This window comes from Streptomyces sp. NPDC051561 (genome assembly GCF_044454195.1).
Taxonomy (GTDB): domain Bacteria; phylum Actinomycetota; class Actinomycetes; order Streptomycetales; family Streptomycetaceae; genus Streptomyces.
Genome location: NZ_JBITDM010000009.1, coordinates 257476 through 279622 on the forward strand (window position 1 = coordinate 257476; position 22147 = coordinate 279622).

A 22147-nucleotide genomic window follows, 5' to 3' on the forward strand; every position below is an offset into this window, starting at 1 on the left:
TGCCTCCCGCCCGGGACACAATGGGGGGATGACCGACAGCCCCGCCCCGCTCGCCGATCCGCACCTCCGCTACGGAGCCGCCACCGAGGGGCCGCGCGACCTCGTCGTCCTCGGCTCCACCGGATCCATCGGCACCCAGGCCATCGACCTGGTCCTGCGCAACCCCGACCGCTTCCGGATCACCGCGCTCTCCGCCGCCGGCTCCCAGGTCGAGCTGCTCGCCGACCAGGCGCACCAGCTTCGGGTACGTCAGGTGGCGGTGGCCCGCGAGGAGGCGGCCGGCGCACTGCGCGAGGCACTGAGGACGCGGTACGGCAGCGAGCCGCTCCCCGAGATCCTGGCAGGCCCCGAGGCCGCCACCCACCTCGCCGCCTCCGACTGCCACACGGTCCTCAACGGCATCACGGGCTCCATCGGTCTCGCCCCCACCCTCGCCGCCCTCGAAGCGGGCCGCACCCTGGCCCTCGCCAACAAGGAGTCGCTGATCGTCGGCGGCCCCCTGGTGAAGGCCCTCGCGAAGCCCGGCCAGATCATCCCGGTCGACTCCGAGCACGCGGCGCTCTTCCAGGCCCTGGCGAGCGGCAAGCGCAGCGACGTACGCAAGCTGGTCGTCACCGCCTCCGGCGGGCCCTTCCGCGGACGCACCAAGGCGGAGCTGGCCGGGGTCACCCGCGAGGACGCGCTCGCCCACCCCACCTGGGCGATGGGCCCGGTCATCACCGTCAACTCGGCCACCCTGGTCAACAAGGGCCTGGAGGTGATCGAGGCGCACCTCCTCTACGACATCCCCTTCGACCGCATCGAGGTCGTCGTCCACCCTCAGTCCTACGTCCACTCGATGGTGGAGTTCACCGACGGCTCCACCCTCGCCCAGGCCACCCCGCCCGACATGGGCGGCCCGATCGCCATCGGCATCGGCTGGCCGGAGCGGGTCCCGGACGCGGCCCCGGCATTCGACTGGACCAAGGCGTCCACCTGGGAGTTCTTCCCGCTGGACACCGAGGCGTTCCCGGCCGTGGGACTCGCCCGTCAGGTCGGGGAGCTCGCGGGCACGGCCCCGGCGGTGTTCAATGCCGCGAACGAGGAATGCGTCGACGCGTTCCTCGCGGGACGGCTGCCCTTCACAGGAATCGTGGATACGGTCGCCGAGGTCGTGGCCGAACACGGAACCCCCAGCCGGGGAACTTCCCTCACGGTCACGGACGTCCTGGAAGCAGAGAAGTGGGCGCGCACCCGCGCCCGCGAACTGGCGACGAAGAACGTATCGGCGGCGAACGTGACGGCAACAGCGGAGGCCCGCGCATGAGCGACATCCTCTTGATGGTCCTCGGGATAGTGATCTTCGCAGTCGGGCTGCTCGTCTCGATCGCCCTTCACGAACTCGGTCACCTGTCCTTCGCCAAGCTCTTCGGCATCCGGGTGCCCCAGTACATGGTCGGCTTCGGCCCCACCATCTGGTCCAAGCGCAAGGGTGACACCGAGTACGGCATCAAGGGCATCCCGCTCGGCGGCTACATCCGCATGATCGGCATGTTCCCGCCCGGCGCCGACGGCCGCGTCGAGGCCCGCTCCACCTCGCCCTGGCGCGGCATGATCGAGGACGCCCGCTCGGCGGCGTACGAGGAACTGCAGCCCGGCGACGAGAAGCGGATGTTCTACACCCGCAAGCCGTGGAAGCGCGTCGTGGTGATGTTCGCCGGACCGTTCATGAACCTGATCATCGCGGTGGTGATGTTCCTCGGCGTCTTCACCTTCATCGGTCTCAACAAGGCCACCACCACCGTCGAATCGGTGGTCCCCTGTGTGATCTCGCAGAGCGAGAACCGCGAGGCCTGCAAGCCGACCGACCCCGCCTCGCCCGCCAAGGCCGCCGGCCTCCAGAAGGGCGACAAGGTGGTCGCCTTCCAGGGGCAGCCGGTTGCCACCTGGGCCGAACTCTCCGACCGGATCCGCGCGGCCCGCGGCGAAGTGAAGATCACCGTCGACCGCGGCGGCGAGCAGCAGGTCCTCACCACCACGGTGCGGACCAACCTGGTCGCCAAGCGGGACGCCGACGGGAACCCGGTCAAGGACGAGTACGTCCAGGCCGGCTACCTCGGCTTCGGGCCCGCGTCCGCCACCACACCGCTCACCCTCTCGGAGTCCGTCGACCAGATGGGCACCATGATCCAGTCGGGTGTGGACTCGCTGATCGCACTGCCCTCCAAGGTCCCCGACCTGTGGAACGCCGCGTTCAACGGCGAGGAGCGCAAGGCGGACTCCCCGATGGGCGTCGTCGGCGCGGCCAGGGTCAGCGGCGAGATCCTCGGCCTGGGGCTGCCGCTGGAGAACACCGTGGCGATGGTGCTCTTCCTGATCGCCGGCTTCAACCTCTCGCTGTTCCTGTTCAACATGCTGCCGCTGCTCCCGCTCGACGGCGGGCACATCGCGGGAGCGCTCTGGGAGTCGCTGCGGCGGGGTCTCGCCAAGCTCTTCAGGAAGCCCGACCCCGGCCCCTTCGACGTGGCCAAGCTGATGCCGGTCGCCTACGTGGTGGCAGGTCTCTTCATCTGCTTCACGGTGCTGGTGCTGATCGCGGACGTGGTCAACCCCGTCCGTATCTCCTGACCCCGACGGGGTCTCCCGGCACCCCCGTAACGCTCCATTGAGTGGATTTGTCGACGTGGTGTACTCCGGTCATTCCAGGTGACGTACGCTCGAATACCTGAAGACCGGAGCCCGCCGATCGGTCACCGGGACCTAGATCCACACTTGGGGTTGCACAGCAGATGACTGCAATTTCTCTCGGAATGCCCGCTGTTCCGACGAAGCTCGCCGACCGGAGGATCAGCCGCAAGATCCAGGTCGGCACCGTAGCCGTCGGCGGGGACGCACCCGTATCGGTGCAGTCGATGACGACCACCCGTACGTCCGACATCGGCGCCACGCTCCAGCAGATCGCGGAACTCACCGCGTCCGGCTGTCAGATCGTCCGCGTCGCCTGCCCCACCCAGGACGACGCCGACGCGCTCGCGACCATCGCGAAGAAGTCGCAGATCCCGGTGATCGCCGATATCCACTTCCAGCCGAAGTACGTCTTCGCCGCGATCGACGCGGGCTGCGCGGCGGTCCGCGTCAACCCGGGCAACATCAAGCAGTTCGACGACAAGGTGAAGGAGATCGCGCACGCGGCGCGCGACTCCGGCACCCCGATCCGCATCGGCGTCAACGCGGGCTCGCTGGACGCCCGCCTGCTCAAGAAGTACGGCAAGGCCACCCCCGAGGCACTCGTCGAGTCCGCCCTCTGGGAAGCCTCCCTCTTCGAGGAGCACGGCTTCGGCGACATCAAGATCTCGGTCAAGCACAACGACCCGGTCGTGATGGTCAACGCCTACCGCCAGCTCGCCGCCCAGTGCGACTACCCGCTGCACCTCGGTGTCACCGAGGCCGGCCCCGCCTTCCAGGGCACCATCAAGTCCGCCGTCGCCTTCGGCGCACTGCTCTCCGAGGGCATCGGCGACACCATCCGCGTCTCTCTGTCGGCCCCGCCGGTGGAGGAGATCAAGGTCGGCATCCAGATCCTGGAGTCCCTCAACCTCAAGCCGCGCCGCCTGGAGATCGTCTCCTGCCCGTCCTGCGGCCGCGCCCAGGTCGACGTCTACAAGCTCGCGGAAGAAGTCACCGCCGGCCTCGAAGGCATGGAGGTCCCGCTCCGCGTCGCCGTCATGGGCTGCGTCGTCAACGGCCCCGGCGAGGCCCGCGAGGCCGACCTCGGCGTCGCCTCCGGCAACGGCAAGGGCCAGATCTTCGTCAAGGGCGAGGTCATCAAGACCGTCCCCGAGTCGAAGATCGTCGAGACCCTGATCGAAGAGGCCATGAAGATCGCCGAACAAATGGAGAAGGACGGCGTCGCCTCCGGCGAACCGACGGTAGCCATCGGAAAGTAGCCCGAACGCCCCACTCCATCTCCCCCCTGGAAGGGGAGGGTCGGCCCTCGGCTGCTCCCTCCCCCTCCAGGGGCGCGAGGAATTGCGCGAGCACCACAACACTCCCGCACGCCCCCCAGCCCTGCGGCCAGTGGTCCAGGGAAGGGGCGGGGAGGGGCCCCCGCAGCGGGGCGGACGGCCCCCGGGCCCGCCCCGGGCGCCCACCCCACCGCGCCGGACGCCCCTCCCCACGCCTCCATGAACCCACCCCCCACCACGCCTTTTCGGTCCGGGTGGGTGCTTTCGAACCCGCCGGGTAGAGTGCGGAGATCAGCGAACCGTCCCGGTGAGGCCTCCACGTGTTGACGACGACCACCACCCGCGTCCTCGCACCCGGCGAACTCGGCGAGGCTCTCGCCCTGCTGGAGAGCGAGCCCGTCAACAACGCCTTCGTGACCTCCCGCGTCCAGGTCGCCGGCCTCGACCCCTGGCGTCTCGGCGGCGAGATGTGGGGCTGGTACGAGGGTGGAAAGCTCCGCAGCCTCTGCTATTCAGGCGCCAACCTGGTCCCCATCTGCGCCACCCCCGAAGCCGTCCGCGCCTTCGCCGAACGGGCCCGCCGCACCGGCCGCCGCTGCTCCTCCATCGTCGGGCCCCTGGAACCCACCTCCCAGCTGTGGAGCCTCCTCGAACCCAGCTGGGGCCCCGCCCGCGAGGTCCGCTCCCAACAGCCCCTGATGGTCACCGAGCAGATGCCGGACGACATCACCCCCGACCCGCTCGTCCGGCGTATCCGCAAGGACGAAATGGAAACGATCATGCCCGCCTGCGTGGCCATGTTCACCGAGGAGGTCGGGGTCTCCCCGACGGCGGGCGACGGCGGGCTGCTCTACCAGGCGAGGGTGGCCGAACTCGTCGGCGCGGGACGCTCGTTCGCCCGTATCGAGGACGGCAAGGTCGTCTTCAAGGCGGAGATCGGCGCCGCCACCCCCGCCGCCTGCCAGATCCAGGGCGTCTGGGTCGCCCCGGAACACCGCGGCCGCGGACTCTCCGTCACCGGCATGGCCGCCGTCCTGCGGTACGCCCTCGCCGACGTCGCTCCGGTCGTCAGCCTGTACGTGAACGACTTCAACGCCCCTGCCAGGGCGTCCTACCGGCGGGTCGGCTTCCGCGAGGTGGGGGCCTTCACGAGCGTCCTCTTCTGAAGCGCTGCGGCCGTTTCCGGAGCGTCCGGTTCCCGAGTGCCGACCGCGGATTCCGGAGCGTCCGGTTCCCGAGTGCCGACCGCCGTTTCCGGAGCGTCCGGTTCTAGATCCTTCCCGCCTGCCGCGGTGCGCGGGAGACGGCTAGGGTTCGCCCATGACGCCCCTGACGGACGACGCCGTGACCATCGGCCCCCTCGACCTCGCCGCGCGCGTGGACGAGGCACTCGCCGTACAGGCCCTCGCCTTCGGCCTCGGTGCGGACGAGGTGGGGGTACGCCGTCACATCGTGCTCCGGCACATGACCAACCCGGGCGCCCGCGCGCTGGGGGCCACCACCCCCGAAGGGCGCCTCGTCGGCTTCGTCTACGGCCAGCCCAACGACCGCGCCCACTGGTGGTCCACCGTCGTCGAGCCGTACCTCCGCCCCACCGGCCTGGACCCCTGGCTCGACCACTCCTTCGTGATCACCGAACTCCACGTCCACCCGGACTTCCAGGCCCGCGGCATCGGCCGCACCCTGATCACCACCCTCACGGACAGCGCGAGCCAGCCCCGCTCGATCCTCTCCGCCATCGACATCGAGAGCCCGGCCCGCGCCCTCTACCGCTCGCTCGGCTACACCGACCTCGCCCGTCAGGTCCTCTTCCCGAGCGCCCCGCGCCCGTACGCCGTCATGGGCGCACCTCTCCCACTCCTGCGTCCACCCGCGCCCTAACCGATTTCCACCCGCCCCCACCCCCCGGCTAACCTCCTGACATCACCCTTCCGAGCAGGAGTTCACCATGGCCCAGGTCCAACGCATGTCCCGTTTGATGGTCAAGACATTGCGTGACGACCCGGCGGACGCCGAGACCCTCAGCCACAAGCTGCTGGTCCGCGCCGGCTACGTCCGTCGCAACGCCGCCGGGATCTGGACCTGGCTGCCGCTGGGCAAGAAGGTCCTGGACAACATCTCCCGTGTCGTACGCGAGGAAATGGACGCCATCGGCGCCCAGGAGGTCCTCCTCCCCGCCCTCCTGCCCAAGGAGGCGTACGAGGCGTCCGGGCGCTGGGAGGAGTACGGCGACCTGCTCTTCCGCCTCAAGGACCGCAAGGGTGCCGACTACCTCCTGGGCCCCACCCACGAGGAGATCTTCACCCAGACGGTCAAGGACCAGTGCACGTCCTACAAGGACCTGCCGGTGATGCTCTACCAGATCCAGACCAAGTACCGCGACGAGGCCCGCCCCCGCTCCGGCGTGCTGCGCGGCCGCGAGTTCCAGATGAAGGACTCGTACTCCTTCGACACCACGGACGAGGGCCTCGCCGAGTCGTACCGCCTGCACCGCGAGGCGTACATCAAGATCTTCAACCGTCTCGGCCTGGACCACCGCATCGTCTCCGCCGTCTCCGGCGCCATGGGCGGCTCCGCCTCCGAGGAGTTCCTGGCCCCGGCCGCCGCCGGTGAGGACACCTTCGCCGACTGCCCGAACTGCGACTACGCCGCGAACACCGAGGCCGTCACCTTCGAACTGAAGACCGTCGACGGCTCCGCGCACCCGGCCGCCGAGGACATCGCCACCCCCGACACCCCCACCATCGAGACCCTCGCCGCCCAGCTCGGCGTCGCGGCCTCCGCCACCCTCAAGAACCTCCTGGTCAAGGTCGACGGCGAGATCGTCGCCGTCGGCGTCCCCGGCGACCGTGAGGTCGACCTCGGCAAGCTGGGCGAGCACCTCGCCCCCGCCGTCGTCGAGCTGGTCACCGCCGAGGACTTCGAGGGCCGCGACGATCTCGTACGCGGCTACGTCGGCCCGCAGGGCCTCGCCAAGGTCCGCTACATCGCCGACCCCCGCGTCGCCCCCGGCACCTCCTGGATCACCGGCGCCAACAAGCCCGACACCCACGCCAAGAACGTCGTCGCGGGCCGCGACTTCGAGGTCGACGACTACCTCGACGTCGTCGTGGTCAACGAGGGCGACCCGTGCCCCAAGTGCGGCACCGGCCTCAAGCTGGACCGCGCCATCGAGATCGGCCACATCTTCCAGCTCGGCCGCAAGTACGCCGACACCTTCTCGCTGGACGTGCTCGGCCAGCAGGGCAAGCCGGTCCGCGTGACCATGGGCTCCTACGGCATCGGCGTCTCCCGCGCGGTCGCCGCCCTCGCCGAGCAGTCCGCCGACGACAAGGGCCTGTGCTGGACGCCCGAGATCGCCCCGGCCGACGTCCACGTCGTCGCGGCGGGCAAGGCGCTCCAGACCGAACTGGCCGTCGACGTCGCCGAGAAGCTGGGCCAGGCCGGCCTGCGCGTGCTGGTGGACGAGCGTCCCGGCGTCTCGCCCGGCGTGAAGTTCACCGACTCCGAGCTCATCGGCTGCCCGAAGATCCTGGTCGCCGGCCGCCGCGCCGCCGACGGCGTCCTGGAGCTCAAGGACCGCCGCACCGGCGAGCGCGAGGAGCTGACGGTCGACGAGGCGATCGCCCGCCTGACCGCCTGATCCGCCCTTTTCGCACGCAGCGGGGGGGGGGGGGGGGGGGGGGGGGGGGGGGGGGGGGGGGGGGGGGGGGGGGGGGGGGGGGGGCGGGGGGGGGGGGGGGGGGGGGGGGGGGGGGGACGCGCGCCCGCCCCCCCCCCCCCCCCCCCCCCCCCCCCCCCCCGCCCCCCCCCCCCCCCCCCCCCCCCCCCGCCCCCCCCCCCCCCCCCCCCCCCGCCGCGTGGCTTCGGAAACCTGATAGGCCCTGGTAGTGCGGTGGCGGGCCACTGTGCCCGGCCCGCGGGCGCTACAGCCAGCTCGCGAACTCCAGCAGCATCTCGCCGTCCTGCCGGCGTCCCGCCGCCATCGCCCGCACCCCCGACTCGACCGCCCGGAACAGCGTCCAGCCGTGCAGCCGCTCCCGGTCCACATCCAGGGAGTCGGCCAGCCGGTTGATCCGGCGACGGGTCGCGGGGGAGCCGGCGGCGGTGGCGATCTGGTCGTCGATCCGGTCCCGGACCAGCCGGGCCAGGTCGTACGCCCGCTCGCCGACGAGCGGGTCCGGGCCGACCGCCAGCCACGGCGTCCGGTCGCCGGCGAGTACCTTGCCCTGCCGGAAGTTGCCGTGCAGCAACAGGAGTTCGGGGGAGTCGGCGATCAGCCGCTCACGCGCGGCCAGGGCCGCCCCGACCAGCGCGGAGTACTCCTCCGGTGCCTTCCGCAGGGGTACGGTCTGCCGCTCCGTACGCTCCTCGACCGACTCGAACGGGTGGTCGTCGGCGGGCTCCACCCACAGCTTCCGTACGACACCGGCCGCCTCAAGCAGCGCCTTCGCCTCCGGCAAGGAGCGCAGCGACACCTCGCAGTGCAGCCGCTCCAGGAACAGCACCCCGGCATCGGCGGCGGGATCGTCCGCGAGCAGCACCGCACCCCACCCGTTCCAGTGCGCGAGCGCCGCCCGCTCCCGTTCCGGGGACGCGGCCTCGGGGGCGAACTTCAGTGCCCCCTGGCTGCCGTCCTGGCGTCGTACCAGCGCCACCAGCGAGCTCCGGCCGCCCGGCGCCTGCACCCGCTCACAGGTCAACTCCCGCTCGGCGAGGGCCTTCTGGGCGAGCTGCGGGAGTCGTCCGAGCCAGGCGTCGGCGGACTGTTCCCCGTACGCCTCGCCCAGCGCCCTGACGAGGCGCTGTGGCGGTTCGAAAGCCATGGGTGGGGTGTTCTCCTTCGATTCGGAGGGCTCACACGCCTTCGCGTACCGAAGTGGTCAGTTCGGCGAGCCCAGGAAAGGCTACGCTGCTGCCCCGCCAGCGGACCGCCCGCACCGCCGCCTCGCGCAGCGCCACGGCCGCCTGGCGCCGCAACGGGCCATCGGCGGCCCGCACCAGATCCGAGTACACCCCGGCCACCCGGTCCTCCAGCACGGCAGCCAGCCTCACCGCGGCAGCGGCGTCCGGCACCGGGAACGGCAGCGCGTACGCCGCCTCCGCCGCCACCGGCTTCCCGCCCAGCTCGCGCACCGTCCTGGCCAGCGTGTCCCGGCGTTCCCGGTGGGCGGCGTACGCCTCCCTGGCCTCGGTCCTGCGCGGCTCCGCGACCCGGCCGCCCACCACTCCGTACCCGTAGACGGCAGCGTGTTCGGCGGCGAGTGCGGCCTGCACGGTTTCCACGTTCACTTCTTCGCCCCGTCGATCAGCAGATGCACGTGCCCCGCGCCCGCGGCGGCCACCGAAGCCAGCAGCCGGGCCAGCTCGGGGGTGGCGTCGGTCAGCGCGGCCAGGTGCGCGTCGGAGGTCCGCTGCTCGGCGGCGGCCAGGTCCTTGAGCGCGGTCCTCGCATCGGCGGCGACCGTCACCGGCGCGGTCCCGGCGCTCGCACGGCCCTGCCCCCGCAGCGCCTTCGCCTGCTGGGCCACCTCGTCGCGCAGCGGCTTCAGCTGCTTCGCCTCGGCGGGGTGCCGCTTCAGCAGGGCGTCGTAGTGGGCGAGCAGGTCCAGGCTCGTACGAGTGGAGGTCTCGCGGAGGCGGACCGCTGCCTTCCGTACGGCCGAGTCCCTCTGCGTACCGCCGGAACCGGGCGTACCGGAACCGTCCGAGCAGCCGGCCAGCAGGCCCGCGGCAGCGGCCCCGCTCCAGGCCAGCGCACGTCTGCGAGTGGTGGGCGTGCGCAACTGTCCGTCTCCCTATGTCCCCGGTTGATCACCGCAGGCGAGCGTACCTGCGCTGTCCACCCGACGGACGGCAACACCCCTCCGGACCGGATACCCTTTGACCTGACACACGACGAAACAGACAACAGCACACGCGGCCGAGGAGTCACCCGGATGAGCACCACCCAGAGCGACAGGCTGCGCGAACTGCTGGAACCGCTGGTCGCCGCCAAGGGCCTGGATCTTGAGGAAATCGAGATCTCCAAGGCAGGCAGGCGCCGGATGCTGAGGATCGTCGTGGACTCCGAGGACGGCGTGGAGCTCGACGTGTGTGCCGAGATCAGCCGCATCGTCTCCGACAAGCTCGACGAGAGCGACGCGATGGGCGACGAGGAGTACGTCCTGGAGGTCAGCTCCCCCGGCGCGGACCGCCCGCTCACCGAGCACCGCCACTACGTACGGGCCACCGGCCGCCTCGCCAAGCTCCAGCTGAACGACGGCGCCGAGCTCGTCGCCCGCATCCTCGTCGTGGACGAGGACGGTCTCGACCTCGAAGTGCCGGGCGTGAAGGGGCGCAAGCCCACCGCCCGCCGGGTGGAGTTCGCCGACATCGCCAAGGCCCGTGTCGAGGTCGAGTTCAACCGCAAGAACGACAAGAACGACCAGAGCGACAAGCTCGACGAGAACGACAACGACGTGAAGGAAGAGGAGGCGTAGCCGTGGACATCGACATGAGCGCCCTGCGGGGTCTGGTACGGGAGAAGGAGATCTCCTTCGAGGTACTGGTCGAGGCGATCGAGCAGGCCCTCCTCATCGCCTACCACCGCACCGACGGCAGCTTCCGCCGTGCCCGCGTGAAGCTGGACCGCGAGAGCGGCCAGATCCGGGTGTGGGCCACGGAGGACCCCAAGGACCTCGAAGAGGGCCAGGAGCCCAAGGAGTTCGACGACACCCCGGACGACTTCGGCCGGATCGCCGCCAGCACCGCCAAGCAGGTCATCCTGCAGCGGCTGCGCGACGCCGAGGACGACCAGACCTTCGGCGAGTACGCCGGCATCGAGGGCGATGTCGTCGTCGGCCTGGTCCAGCAGGGCAAGGACCCCAAGAACGTCCTGGTCGACATCGGCAAGCTGGAGGCCATCCTGCCGGTGCAGGAGCAGGTCCCCGGCGAGGAGTACACGCACGGCCTGCGCCTGCGCTGCTTCGTCGTACGGGTCGCCAAGGGCGTCCGCGGTCCGTCCGTGACGCTGTCGCGCACGCACCCCAACCTGGTCAAGAAGCTGTTCGCGCTGGAGGTCCCGGAGATCGCCGACGGCTCGGTGGTCATCGAGGCCATCGCCCGCGAGGCCGGTCACCGCACCAAGATCGCGGTCCGCTCGACCCGCTCTGGCATCAACCCCAAGGGCGCCTGCATCGGCCCGATGGGCAGCCGTGTGCGCAATGTCATGGCCGAACTGCACGGCGAGAAGATCGACATCGTCGACTGGTCCGACGACCCGGCCGAGATGGTCGCCAACGCGCTCTCCCCGGCCCGCGTCTCCAAGGTCGAGGTGGTCGACATGTCGACCCGCTCCGCCCGGGTGACCGTGCCGGACTACCAGCTCTCGCTCGCCATCGGCAAGGAGGGGCAGAACGCCCGCCTGGCCGCCCGTCTGACGGGCTGGCGCATCGACATCCGCCCGGACACCGAGGAGCTCGGTGAGGGCGAAGAGGTCGGCGAGTACCGGCGCGACGTCCGTGACGTACGGGATGAGCGTGACGACCGCGGCTGAGTGAGCCGCGAGCGACGATGAGGCCCGGGTGAGACCCGGGCCACATCGGTTTTTGGACCAACAGGTTTTCGATTCTTGCCCCAAAGGGGTGAGGTCGGTGCGGGGAGGTAGACTTAGTCGTGTCTGGCCAAACGCAAACCGGCGCATGCCCTGAGCGAACCTGTGTGGGTTGCCGGGAGCGAGCGGCCAAGAGCGATCTGCTGCGCATCGTGATGATCGAGGGTGAGTGTGTCCCTGATCCTCGCGGTACGCTGCCCGGCCGGGGTGCTTACGTTCACCCCGCCTCTGCCTGTTACGACCTGGCGGTCCGCCGCCGGGCGTTCCCCCGGGCCTTTCGGGGCCAGGGACAGCTCGATACCGCGCCACTGGAGAAATACGTGGCGCGGTGCGCCGAGCAGGCGACACCGTAAGACGCACCAAACGAACGGCACGGGTCCCCGTGCGGTCAGGTACCTCGCGAGTTGGAAGTAGGTCGAGATTGCGATGAGCACTCGATGAGTACGCGATGAGTACGCCCATGAAGTAGCGACGGTCCGGCGTTCAACCCGGACCTAAAAGGAGCGAAGTGGCTAAGGTCCGGGTATACGAACTCGCCAAGGAGTTCGGTGTTGAGAGCAAGGTCGTCATGGCCAAGCTCCAAGAACTTGGTGAATTCGTCCGTTCGGCGTCCTCGACGATCGAGGCGCCGGTTGTACGCAAGTTGACTGACGCACTGCAGGGTCCCGGCGGCAACGCCGGCAAGTCCGCAGCAAAGCCCGGCGCGCCCCGCAAGGCGACGCCTGCCAAGCCCGCGGCCCCGTCCGCGGCAACCCCGGCGGCCCCCCGCCCGGGTGCCCCCAAGCCCGGTGCACCGGCCCCCAAGCCGGCCGCCGCCGAGGCCCCCAAGAGCGAGCCCACGGCCCCCGCCGCGACCCCGGCTGCCGCCGGCCCGCGTCCGGGTCCCAAGCCCGTCACCAAGCCTGCCCCGGTCACCCCGGTGCCGCAGGCCGAGTTCTCGGCGCCCGCGCCGGCCCAGCCCGCTGCCCCGGCAGCGCCGCAGGCCGCGCGTCCCGCCGGTGCCACCCCCGGTCCGCGTCCGGCCCGTCCGGCCCCGGCCCAGCGCGACAGCGCCCCCCGCGAGGGCGGCCAGCGCGACAACCGCGGCGAGCGTGGCGGCGACCGCCCCGCACGCCCCGCCGGCCAGGGCGCCCCGCGTCCCGGCGGTGCCCGTCCCTCGGGTCCCCGCCCCGGCAACAACCCCTTCACCTCTGGCGGCTCCACCGGCATGGCGCGTCCGCAGACGCCCCGTCCGGGTGGCGCTCCCCGTCCCGGCGGCGCCGGTGCCCCCGGTGGCGCCCCGCGTCCGCAGGGCGGCCCCGGCGGCGCTCCGCGTCCGCAGGGTGGCCAGGGCGGCGCAGGCCGTCCGAGCCCCGGTGGCATGCCCCGCCCGCAGGGCGGCGCTCCGCGTCCGGGTGGTGCCCCTTCCGGTAACCGCCCGAACCCGGGCATGATGCCGCAGCGTCCGGCTGCCGGTCCCCGTCCTGGTGGCGGTCCCGGCGGCGGCGGCCGTGGTCCCGGTGGCGGCGCAGGCCGTCCCGGTGGCGGTGGCGGCGGTCGTCCCGGTGGCGGCGGCGGCTTCGCCGGTCGCCCGGGTGGCGGCGGCGGTGGCTTCGCTGGCCGTCCGGCCGGTCCCGGTGGCGGTGGCGGCGGCTTCGCCGGTCGTCCCGGTGGCGGCGGCGGTGGACGTCCCGGCTTCGCCGGCCGTCCCGGTGGCCCCAACGCACGTGGTGGCACGCAGGGCGCCTTCGGCCGTCCCGGCGGTCCCGCGCGTCGTGGTCGCAAGTCGAAGCGTCAGAGGCGCCAGGAGTACGAGGCCATGCAGGCCCCGTCCGTGGGCGGCGTGATGCTGCCTCGCGGCAACGGACAGACCGTCCGCCTGTCGCGCGGTGCCTCGCTCACCGACTTCGCCGAGAAGATCAACGCCAACCCGGCGTCGCTCGTCGGCGTGATGATGAACCTCGGCGAGATGGTCACTGCCACGCAGTCCGTCTCCGACGAGACGCTCAAGCTGCTCGCCGACGAGATGAACTTCATCCTCGAAATCGTCAGCCCGGAGGAGGAGGACCGCGAGCTTCTCGAGTCCTTCGACATCGAGTTCGGCGAGGACGAGGGCGGCGAGGACATGCTCGTGTCCCGTCCGCCGGTCGTGACCGTCATGGGTCACGTCGACCACGGTAAGACCCGCCTTCTGGACGCGATCCGCAAGACGAACGTCGTTGCGGGCGAGGCCGGTGGCATCACGCAGCACATCGGTGCGTACCAGGTCGCCACCGAGGTCAACGGTGAAGAGCGCGCCATCACCTTCATCGACACCCCCGGTCACGAGGCGTTCACCGCCATGCGTGCCCGTGGTGCGAAGTCCACCGACATCGCGATCCTCGTGGTCGCGGCCAACGACGGTGTGATGCCGCAGACGATCGAGGCGCTCAACCACGCCAAGGCCGCCGGTGTCCCGATCGTCGTCGCGGTCAACAAGATCGACGTCGAGGGTGCCGACCCGACCAAGGTGCGCGGTCAGCTCACCGAGTTCGGTCTGGTGGCGGAGGAGTACGGCGGCGACACCATGTTCGTCGACATCTCGGCCCGTCAGAGCCTCAACATCGAGGCCCTGCTGGAAGCGGTCATCCTGACCGCCGACGCTTCGCTCGACCTCCGGGCGAACGCCGAGATGGACGCGCAGGGTATTGCCATCGAGGCCCACCTCGACAAGGGCCGTGGTGCTGTCGCCACCGTCCTCGTCCAGCGCGGTACCCTCCGCGTCGGCGACACGATGGTCGCGGGCGACGCCTACGGCCGCGTGCGCGCCATGCTCGACGACAACGGCAACAACGTGCAGGAAGCGGGTCCCTCGACCCCCGTCCTGGTGCTGGGTCTCACCAACGTCCCCGGCGCCGGCGACAACTTCCTCGTCGTCGAGGAGGACCGCACGGCTCGTCAGATCGCCGAGAAGCGTGCCGCTCGTGAGCGGAACGCGGCGTTCGCCCGCCGTGGCGTCCGGTTCTCCCTGGAGAACCTGGACGAGGCCCTCAAGGCCGGTCTGGTGCAGGACCTCAACATCATCATCAAGGGTGACGCGTCCGGTTCGGTCGAGGCCCTCGAAGCCTCGCTGCTGGCGCTCGACGTCTCCGACGAGGTCGACATCCGCGTCCTGCACCGTGGTGTGGGTGCGGTCACCGAGTCCGACATCGACCTGGCGACGGGTTCCGACGCCATCGTCATCGGATTCAACGTCCGTGCGGCCGGCCGTGCACAGCAGATGGCCGAGCGCGAGGGCGTCGACGTCCGCTACTACTCGGTGATCTACCAGGCCATCGAGGAGATCGAAGCAGCGCTCAAGGGCATGCTCAAGCCGGAGTACGAGGAGGTCGAGCTCGGTACCGCGGAGATCCGCGAGATCTTCCGCTCGTCCAAGCTCGGCAACATCGCGGGTGTTCTCATCCGCTCCGGCGAGGTCAAGCGCAACACCAAGGCGCGCCTCGTCCGCGACGGCAAGGTCATCGCCGAGGACCTCAACATCCAGGGTCTGCGCCGCTTCAAGGACGACGTCACCGAGATCCGCGAAGGGTTCGAGGGCGGTATCAACCTCGGCAACTTCAACGACATCAAGATCGACGACGTCATCGCGACGTACGAGATGCGGGAGAAGCCGCGCGGCTGATAGCCACGCAGCAGGCACCGTAGGCATCAGTCGGGGCCGCTCGGCGGAGATTATTTCCGTCGAGCGGCCCCGGCCGTTGCGTGTACGGTTCTGGTGTCCCTGCCAAGCAGTGGCAGCGGCACATGAACCCGAACCGGCGGGACATCCGGACACACATGTATGTGGGGACTCTGTCCTTCGACCTCCTGCTCGGCGACGTACGGTCGCTGAAGGAGAAACGCTCCATCGTCCGGCCGATCGTCGCCGAACTGCACCGCAAGTTCGCGGTCAGCGTGGCGGAGGTGGGAGATCAGGACCTCCACCGCAGGGCCGAGATCGGCGTCGCGGTGGTGGCGGGTGACACGGGGCACCTCACAGACGTACTGGACCGGTGCGAGCGCATGGTGGCCGCCCGGCCCGAGGTGGAGTTGCTGTCGGTACGGCGGCGGCTGCACAGTGACGAAGACTGAGCAAGAACACACAAGGAGAAGGACCAGTGGCCGACAACGCTCGGGCGAAGAAGCTGGCGGACCTCATTCAGCAGGTCGTCGCCGAGAAGCTCCTGCGCGGGGTCAAGGACCCGCGTCTGGGGACGCACGTGACGATCACGGACACCCGCGTCACCGGTGACCTGCGGGAGGCCACGGTCTTCTACACGGTGTACGGCGACGACGAGGACCGGGCCAGCGCGGCGGCGGGGCTGCAGAGCGCCAAGGGCGTCCTGCGCTCGGCGGTCGGGCAGGCGGCGGGCACCAAGTTCACGCCGACCCTGACGTTCGTCGCGGACGCCCTCCCGGAGAACGCCAAGACGATCGAGAGCCTGCTCGACAAGGCGCGGGCCTCCGACGCCAAGGTGCGCGAGGTGTCCTCGGACGCCAAGTTCGCCGGTGACGCCGACCCGTACAAGAAGCCCGGTGACGACGACGAGGACGACGCCGCCGTATGAGCACAGCAGTAACGAAGACGCCGGACGGTCTTGTCATTGTCGACAAGCCGTCCGGCTTCACTTCGCACGACGTCGTCGCCAAGATGCGCGGGATCGCCAGGACCCGCCGCGTCGGCCACGCCGGCACGCTCGACCCGATGGCGACGGGCGTCCTCGTCCTCGGCGTGGAGAAGGCCACCAAGCTGCTCGGCCACCTCGCGCTCACCGAGAAGGAGTACCTGGGCACCATCCGGCTCGGTCAGGACACCCTCACGGACGATGCCGAGGGCGACATCATCAGCTCCACCGACGCCTCCGCGGTCACGCGCGAGGGCATCGACGCGGGTGTCGCCGAACTGTCCGGCGCGATCATGCAGGTGCCGTCCAAGGTCAGCGCCATCAAGATCGACGGCAAGCGCTCGTACAAGCGGGCCCGCGAGGGCGAGGACTTCGAGATCCCCGCCCGGCCGGTGACCGTCTCCAGCTTCCAGGTGTACGACGTCAGGCCCGCCGTCGCGGAGAACGGCACGCCCGTCGTCGACCTGGTGGTCTCGGTGGTCTGCTCGTCCGGTACGTACATCCGCGCCCTCGCCCGTGACCTGGGCGCCGGGCTCGGCGTCGGCGGCCATCTGACCGCCCTGCGCCGCACCCGGGTCGGTCCCTACGGCCTGGACGCGGCCAAGACGCTGGACGCGCACCAGGAGGAGCTGACCGTCATGCCCATCGCGGACGCGGCGGCCGCCGCCTTCCCGCGCTGGGACGTGGACGAGAAGCGCGCCGCCCTGATCATGAACGGCGTGCGGATCGACATGCCCGCGTACGAGCGCAGCCCGGTCGCGGTCTACGGGCCCGACGGGAAGTTCCTCGCCCTCGTCGAGGACCAGCGGGGCAAGGCCAAGAGCCTGGCCGTCTTCGGCTGACGCGTGCCGTGCCGGGCGTACGTCGCTGACGCGTGCCGCGCCGGTGTACGGCACCGGGCGAAACCGTGGAGTGGGCAGCAGACGCGCTGCCCGCTCCACGATCCCCTCCCGCCCCCCGTGCTTTCTCCCCCGACCAAGGGTCTGTCCGTTCCGGCCGGTTGATTCACCCCTTCGGGCGGGCGCTCGGAGTGAATGCGGGGAGCATCGGGGGGCGCGTTCGTCAGGCGTCCTTCTCGTGCTGATCATCCTCTGCCTACCGTCGTGGGCAGGGGGTGTTCCTTTATGGCGGCCAACGACGGGGCCCGGCCGGTTCCGGCGGCGATGCTGGTACGGATCTGCGACCTGGCGGGCAGGCCGCGCGGCACCGGCTTCGTCGCCGACGACCTGGGCACGGTGGTCACCGGCCACGAGGTGGTCGACGGGCTCACCCGGCTCGTCCTGCACGCCCCCGGCGACCGCACCTGCCTCGCCGAGGCCGGCGCCATCGTCCCGCTGCCCGAGCACGGCCTCGCCCTGGTCCGCACCGAGGGCCTCGACGTCCGCCCGCTGCCGGTGACCGGACGCGGCAGGATCCCGCTCGGGACGTACGTGCGACTGGTCGCCGGGGGCTGGCGCGAGGCACGGGTGCTCGGGGCGGCCCCGGTGACGTACACCGCCACCGACCGCTTCCATCTCCTGGACTCCGCAATGGAGTTGGCGATGGGCACGGCGGGGAGCGACGCGCTGCGGCTGGGCGGGGAGGCGGCCGGGGGGCCGGTGCTGGACGCGGTGACGGGGGCCGTTCTCGCCGTCGTCGGTACCTCCCTGCACCCTCAGGTTCCGCACTGCGGCGCAGCGGGGGAGGCTCCGTTCGCGCACAGCGCGGCGGGATTCGCCGTGCCCCTTCCCGGCGCCGACGCCGGGCCGCTCGGTGAGCTGCTGCGGCGCAATGCCGCCACCGTGCCCGCGTACGGCGAGGACCTGAATCTGGCCGGTGCCCTGCAGCTGACCGCCACCTCCGTCGGCTCGGTGGGCGGGGCCGCCGGGTGGCAGGAACCGGTCGAACGGGCCTGCTTGCAAAGGGAGTTCGAGGACTTCACGACCGGCTCGGCCCATGTGCTGGGCCTGGTGGGCCCGCCGGGGACGGGGCGTACCACCGAACTCCGCGCGCTGGCCGCCCGCCGTGCCCGCGGGACCCACCCCGCGCCCACCGTCTGGCTGCGCGGCGCCGATCTGCGCGACCGCGACGACTCGGTGGCCGACGCGCTGGCCCGCACTCTCGCGCAGGCCGGACGGATCGTCGCCGCCTCCGGGACGCCCGGCGACATGACTGCCGCCACACCCGGGCGCGTGGCCCGGCTGGCCCGGGACGCCGGACGGCCGCTGCTGGTGCTGCTCGACGGACCTGAGGAGATGCCGCCGGTGCTCGCGCACCGGCTGGCCGAGTGGACGGCGGGCACCGCGGACTGGCTGCGCGAACGCGGGGCGCGACTGGTGGTGGCGTGCAGGCCGGAGCACTGGGAGCAGGCGGGCGCGCTGTATCCGCCACAGGCCCTGCACCCGGTACCGGCCGAGCGGCTCCCGCCGGCGGTCCTGGTGGGCGACCTGGACGCGAGGGAGGCGGTCCTCGCCCGGGAGCGGTACGGCGTCGAGAGCGGCGCCCTCGGTGAGAGCGATGCCCGGCACCCGCTGACCCTGCGGCTCCTCGCGGAGGTACGGGCGGCCCTGCCGGACGGCGCGACGGCACCCGGCTGCCCGACCCGGGAGGAGGTCTTCGAGGCGCATCTGGGGCTGATGTGTCTGCGGATCGCGGTACGGGTGGCGGCGGCGCGGCGTCCCGCGCCGCGGGGGAGTGCGGTGCGGCGGCTGGCGGCGGAGGCCTCGGGGCGGGTGCACGAGGCGGCGCGGCGCTGTCTGGGGCCGGGGCAGGGGGAGTTGGAGCGCGCGGCGTTCGAGGAGATCTTCCCGTGGCGCACCGGGTGGGCGTCGGCGGTACTCACCGAGGGGCTGCTGGTGCCGGCCGGCGGCGGCTACCGCTTCGCGCACGAGGAGGTCGCCGACTGGATGCAGGGGGCGCACCTGGATCTGGTGGAGGCGGTACGGGACCTGGTGCACCGGACCGGCGAGCGGAAACTGCCCGTGCCCCGGCACCGGATCGGGCCCGTCATCGAGGCGATGCTGTTGCTTGAGCGGCACCACGGCCCGGCCGAACTCGCCGTACGGATGCGGGAGTTGATCGGCGCCCTGGACGTCTCGGAGGGGGTGGACGCGCAGTGGTGGGGGTCTCGGCTGCTCGCCGGGACCCTGCTGCGGGTGCGCGACGTGGGGGCGTATCGCGACGTGCTGCGCGAGCTTGCCCGGACCGTCACCGCGCGGTCGTTGCGCGAGGGCGGGCCCCGGGGGCTGGGCGGGCTGGGCTTCTTCGGGCCGTGGTTCTGGGAGCGGGTGGGGGTCGACCAGGCCGAACGGCTGGATCTGCTGCGGGTGTTGGTGCCGGCGGACGGGGCGCCGGAGGCACGGTCGGCCAGGGAGGGCGGGGTGCCGGATCACGCGCGGCAGGCCCGGGGAGGCGGGATTTCCGACCAGGTGCGGCAGGCCGGGAGCGGCGGGTTGTCCCGGAGCGGCGGGTTGGCGGGGCAGGTGCAGTCGGCCAGGTACCTCGATGCGGTGGCGCGGGCGCTGGTGGCGGAGGTGCGGCGTACTCAGGTGCTGCTGTGCGGGTGGTTCGGGGACGGGCGGGAGCTGCCGGGCAGGGCCGGGGTGACGGTGGCGGAGGTGGCGCAGGCGCTGCTGCACACCCATCGGGCGCCGGCCGTCGACGATCTGGTGGAGACCCTGGTGGAGGCCGCCCATCCGCGCGCGGACGAACTGCTGCGGGTGCTGTGCGCCGACGAGCCGTCCGCCCTGTGCCGGGCCGTCGACCGGTGGGCGCACGACGAGCGGGCGGAGCGACGGGTGGCCGCCGCCTCCTACGCGTCCGTGGTCGCACCGCACGTGGCGGGGGGCGCCGACCGGGAGCTGCTGCGGTTCGCGGGGCTCGCGCTGCTGGCCAGGCCGGGTGACCTGAGCCTGCACGGGGCGGCGCTGGCGCTGCTGGTACGGGATCCGGTGTCCCGGTCGCGGTTCCTGCCGCGCGCGGTGGCCGCCTTCGTGGTCGGCGAACCCAGGGTGCCCGCGGACGCGTTGGCCGCGGCCCTGGAGACGCACCCGGAACCGGTGCTGGCGGCGCTGCGCAGTGGGCTGCACGCGGTGGGGGACGGGTCAGGGGGGCGGGCTCAGGAGGTGCTCCTGGCCCTGGCGGCCGTGGACGATGCCGTGCCGGCCAGGCAGGCCGCCGGGCTGGTCGCCGAGTACCTCGCGCGCCGCCCCGAGGGCGCGGTGCACGCCGCTGCCTTCGTCGAGCGGCGGCTGGAGAGCGGGCCGGGAGCGCGGGCGGTGCTGGTGCCGCTGGTCAGCGGGATGCTGCGGGGGAGTCCGTCCGAGGTGCGCTGCGCACTGGCAGCCGTGCTCGCCGCGCCGGGAACGCCGGTGTCCGGGCCCTTGCGGGCCGAACTTCTCGACGTACTCCTGGAGTACGAGGAGTACCCGCGCGAGGACCCGGCGCACGGCCTTTCCCCCGGTCTCTCGCTCGGCCTTGCACCCGGACCCTCCCCCGGCCCTTCGCCCGGCCGTGACTTCTCGGTGCTCGACGCCGTGCTGCGGGCGGCGGTGCACGGATCCGGCGGGTGCGCGGCGCGGCGGACCCAGGACCTGGTGCGACGCGTCGGGGACCTGCTGGTGCGTGCGCCCGAGGGGGCGGCCTGCTTCGACCGGCGGCTGGTCGCGCTGGCGCGGGAGGTGCCCGGTTTCGCCGGGCAGCTCGCCCAGTGGCTGGCCACCGCGCCGGAGGACTGGGCGTCGGTGGTCGGGCCGAGCTCCCGGCGGATGGTGCAGACACTGGCCGAAGCAGCGGTGCCGCACCCCCGGGACGGGGGCACCGATGCGGGGCGGCGGGCGTGGGCATGGCAGTCTTAGACCTGCGTAGAGCAGGCTTCGGGGTTCGTCCGAACCCCTGGGGCAGCCAACATCACGTACCAGAGACGTACAAGGAGCGGTCACAGTGCAGCGCTGGCGCGGCTTGGAGGACATCCCCCAGGACTGGGGGCGCAGCGTCGTCACCATCGGCTCCTACGACGGCGTGCACCGTGGGCACCAGCTGATCATCGGGCGGACCGTGGAACGCGCCCGCGAGCTGGGCGTGCAGTCGGTCGTGGTGACCTTCGACCCGCACCCGAGCGAGGTCGTGCGGCCGGGCAGCCACCCGCCGCTGCTCGCCCCGCACCACCGGCGTGCCGAGCTGTGTGCGGAGCTGGGGGTCGACGCGGTGCTGATCCTTCCGTTCACCACCGAGTTCTCGAAGCTCTCGCCCGCGGAGTTCGTGGTGAAGGTGGTCGTGGACAAGCTGCACGCCCAGCTGGTGGTGGAGGGACCGAACTTCAGGTTCGGGCACAAGGCGGCCGGGAACGTGAAGTTCCTGGCGGAGCTGGGACCGACGTACGACTACGACGTCGAGGTCATCGACCTGTACGTCAGCGGGACCGCGGGCGGCGGCGAGCCGTTCTCGTCGACGCTGACGCGGCGCCTGGTCGCCGAGGGGGACGTGGCGGGAGCCGCGGAGATCCTGGGGCGGCCGCACCGGGTCGAGGGTGTGGTCGTACGGGGTGAGCAGCGGGGGCGTGAGCTGGGGTATCCGACGGCGAACGTCGAGACCTTGCCGCATACGGCGATTCCGGCGGACGGGGTGTATGCCGGGTGGCTGACCGCGGACGGGGAACGGATGCCGGCGGCGATCTCGGTGGGGACCAATCCGCAGTTCGAGGGGAAGAAGCGGACGGTCGAGGCGTATGCCATTGACCGGGTGGGGCTGGATTTGTATGGGCTGCATGTAGCGGTGGACTTTTTGGCGTACGTCCGGGGGATGGCCAAGTTCGAGTCGATCGACGCGTTGCTTGAGGCCATTGGGGATGACGTGAAGCAGGCGCGGGCGATGACGGGGGATGCGGACGGGGTGTAGGCGGTAGGGGTACGGGACCGGGGTGGGCCGGGGCAGGGGGGGGCGACTCCGCCGGGGGCCGCCCCCTTGCCCGCCCGTTCCGCCCCCCGGGGGGCGGCCCCGCCGCCCAAGCG

The 22147-nt window shown here is 71.7% G+C and carries 18 protein-coding genes; 15 read left to right on the plus strand and 3 right to left on the minus strand.

The features are described from left to right. The first annotated feature begins 28 nt into the window (after window positions 1-28). From dxr to ACIA73_RS22065, 6 genes are all read left to right on the plus strand, one after another. Window positions 29-1306, plus strand: a complete 1278-nt coding sequence (dxr, locus tag ACIA73_RS22040; RefSeq protein ID WP_399440320.1) for a 1-deoxy-D-xylulose-5-phosphate reductoisomerase — start codon at window positions 29-31, stop codon at window positions 1304-1306. Then, entirely contained in the window at window positions 1303-2607 is a 1305-nt protein-coding gene (locus tag ACIA73_RS22045; protein ID WP_399440321.1) for a M50 family metallopeptidase, read from the plus strand. Before dxr ends, ACIA73_RS22045 begins: the two co-directional genes overlap by 4 nt. 161 nt (window positions 2608-2768) lie before the next feature. Continuing rightward, window positions 2769-3926, plus strand: coding sequence for a flavodoxin-dependent (E)-4-hydroxy-3-methylbut-2-enyl-diphosphate synthase (ispG, locus tag ACIA73_RS22050; RefSeq protein ID WP_399440322.1), 1158 nt, complete (start codon window positions 2769-2771; stop codon window positions 3924-3926). A gap of 338 nt (window positions 3927-4264) precedes the next feature. After that, entirely contained in the window at window positions 4265-5110 is an 846-nt protein-coding gene (locus tag ACIA73_RS22055; RefSeq protein ID WP_399440323.1) for a GNAT family N-acetyltransferase, read from the plus strand. Window positions 5111-5264: 154 nt separating this feature from the next. Next, window positions 5265-5825, plus strand: coding sequence for a GNAT family N-acetyltransferase (locus ACIA73_RS22060; protein WP_399440324.1), 561 nt, complete (start codon window positions 5265-5267; stop codon window positions 5823-5825). Window positions 5826-5892: 67 nt separating this feature from the next. Next, window positions 5893-7587, plus strand: a complete 1695-nt coding sequence (locus tag ACIA73_RS22065; protein WP_399440325.1) for a proline--tRNA ligase — start codon at window positions 5893-5895, stop codon at window positions 7585-7587. 283 nt (window positions 7588-7870) lie between these two features. On the opposite strand, the gene ACIA73_RS22070 is transcribed toward ACIA73_RS22065, so the two are convergent. The 3 genes from ACIA73_RS22070 to ACIA73_RS22080 are packed head-to-tail and all read right to left on the minus strand — an operon-like array spanning window position 7871 to window position 9730. Next, window positions 7871-8770 carry an aminoglycoside phosphotransferase family protein gene (locus tag ACIA73_RS22070; protein ID WP_399440326.1) on the minus strand — a complete coding sequence of 300 codons (900 nt, stop codon included), beginning with the start codon at window positions 8768-8770 and terminating at the stop codon, window positions 7871-7873. 31 nt (window positions 8771-8801) lie between these two features. After that, on the minus strand, window positions 8802-9230 hold the full coding sequence (locus ACIA73_RS22075; RefSeq protein ID WP_399440327.1) for a ferritin-like domain-containing protein: 429 nt from the start codon (window positions 9228-9230) through the stop codon (window positions 8802-8804). Between the two features lie 2 nt (window positions 9231-9232). After that, on the minus strand, window positions 9233-9730 hold the full coding sequence (locus ACIA73_RS22080; RefSeq protein WP_399440328.1) for a hypothetical protein: 498 nt from the start codon (window positions 9728-9730) through the stop codon (window positions 9233-9235). A gap of 153 nt (window positions 9731-9883) precedes the next feature. Here ACIA73_RS22080 and rimP point away from each other — a divergent pair, with 153 nt between their 5' ends. The 9 genes from rimP (at window position 9884) to ACIA73_RS22125 (ending at window position 22034) form a co-directional block, all read left to right on the plus strand. After that, a complete protein-coding gene (rimP, locus tag ACIA73_RS22085) occupies window positions 9884-10426 on the plus strand; it encodes a ribosome maturation factor RimP (protein ID WP_399440329.1) in 543 nt (180 codons plus the stop codon). Between the two features lie 2 nt (window positions 10427-10428). After that, window positions 10429-11481 (plus strand): transcription termination factor NusA, encoded by a 1053-nt coding sequence (gene nusA, locus ACIA73_RS22090; protein WP_399440330.1) that lies wholly within the window; start codon window positions 10429-10431, stop codon window positions 11479-11481. Between the two features lie 119 nt (window positions 11482-11600). Further along, complete coding sequence (locus ACIA73_RS22095; RefSeq protein ID WP_399440331.1) at window positions 11601-11891, plus strand: YlxR family protein; 291 nt, start codon at window positions 11601-11603, stop codon at window positions 11889-11891. A 155-nt stretch (window positions 11892-12046) separates the two neighbouring features. After that, a complete protein-coding gene (gene infB / locus ACIA73_RS22100; protein WP_399440332.1) occupies window positions 12047-15178 on the plus strand; it encodes a translation initiation factor IF-2 in 3132 nt (1043 codons plus the stop codon). A gap of 155 nt (window positions 15179-15333) precedes the next feature. Continuing rightward, window positions 15334-15627 (plus strand): DUF503 domain-containing protein, encoded by a 294-nt coding sequence (locus ACIA73_RS22105; protein WP_399440385.1) that lies wholly within the window; start codon window positions 15334-15336, stop codon window positions 15625-15627. A 26-nt stretch (window positions 15628-15653) separates the two neighbouring features. Continuing rightward, window positions 15654-16103 (plus strand): 30S ribosome-binding factor RbfA, encoded by a 450-nt coding sequence (gene rbfA / locus ACIA73_RS22110; RefSeq protein ID WP_399440333.1) that lies wholly within the window; start codon window positions 15654-15656, stop codon window positions 16101-16103. Beyond that, window positions 16100-17002 carry a tRNA pseudouridine(55) synthase TruB gene (truB, locus tag ACIA73_RS22115; RefSeq protein ID WP_399440334.1) on the plus strand — a complete coding sequence of 301 codons (903 nt, stop codon included), beginning with the start codon at window positions 16100-16102 and terminating at the stop codon, window positions 17000-17002. Before rbfA ends, truB begins: the two co-directional genes overlap by 4 nt. A gap of 282 nt (window positions 17003-17284) precedes the next feature. After that, window positions 17285-20995: a serine protease gene (locus tag ACIA73_RS22120; protein WP_399440335.1), complete on the plus strand. Its 3711-nt coding sequence runs from the start codon at window positions 17285-17287 to the stop codon at window positions 20993-20995. A gap of 85 nt (window positions 20996-21080) precedes the next feature. Next, entirely contained in the window at window positions 21081-22034 is a 954-nt protein-coding gene (locus tag ACIA73_RS22125; protein ID WP_399440336.1) for a bifunctional riboflavin kinase/FAD synthetase, read from the plus strand. The last annotated feature ends 113 nt before the right edge of the window (window positions 22035-22147 follow it).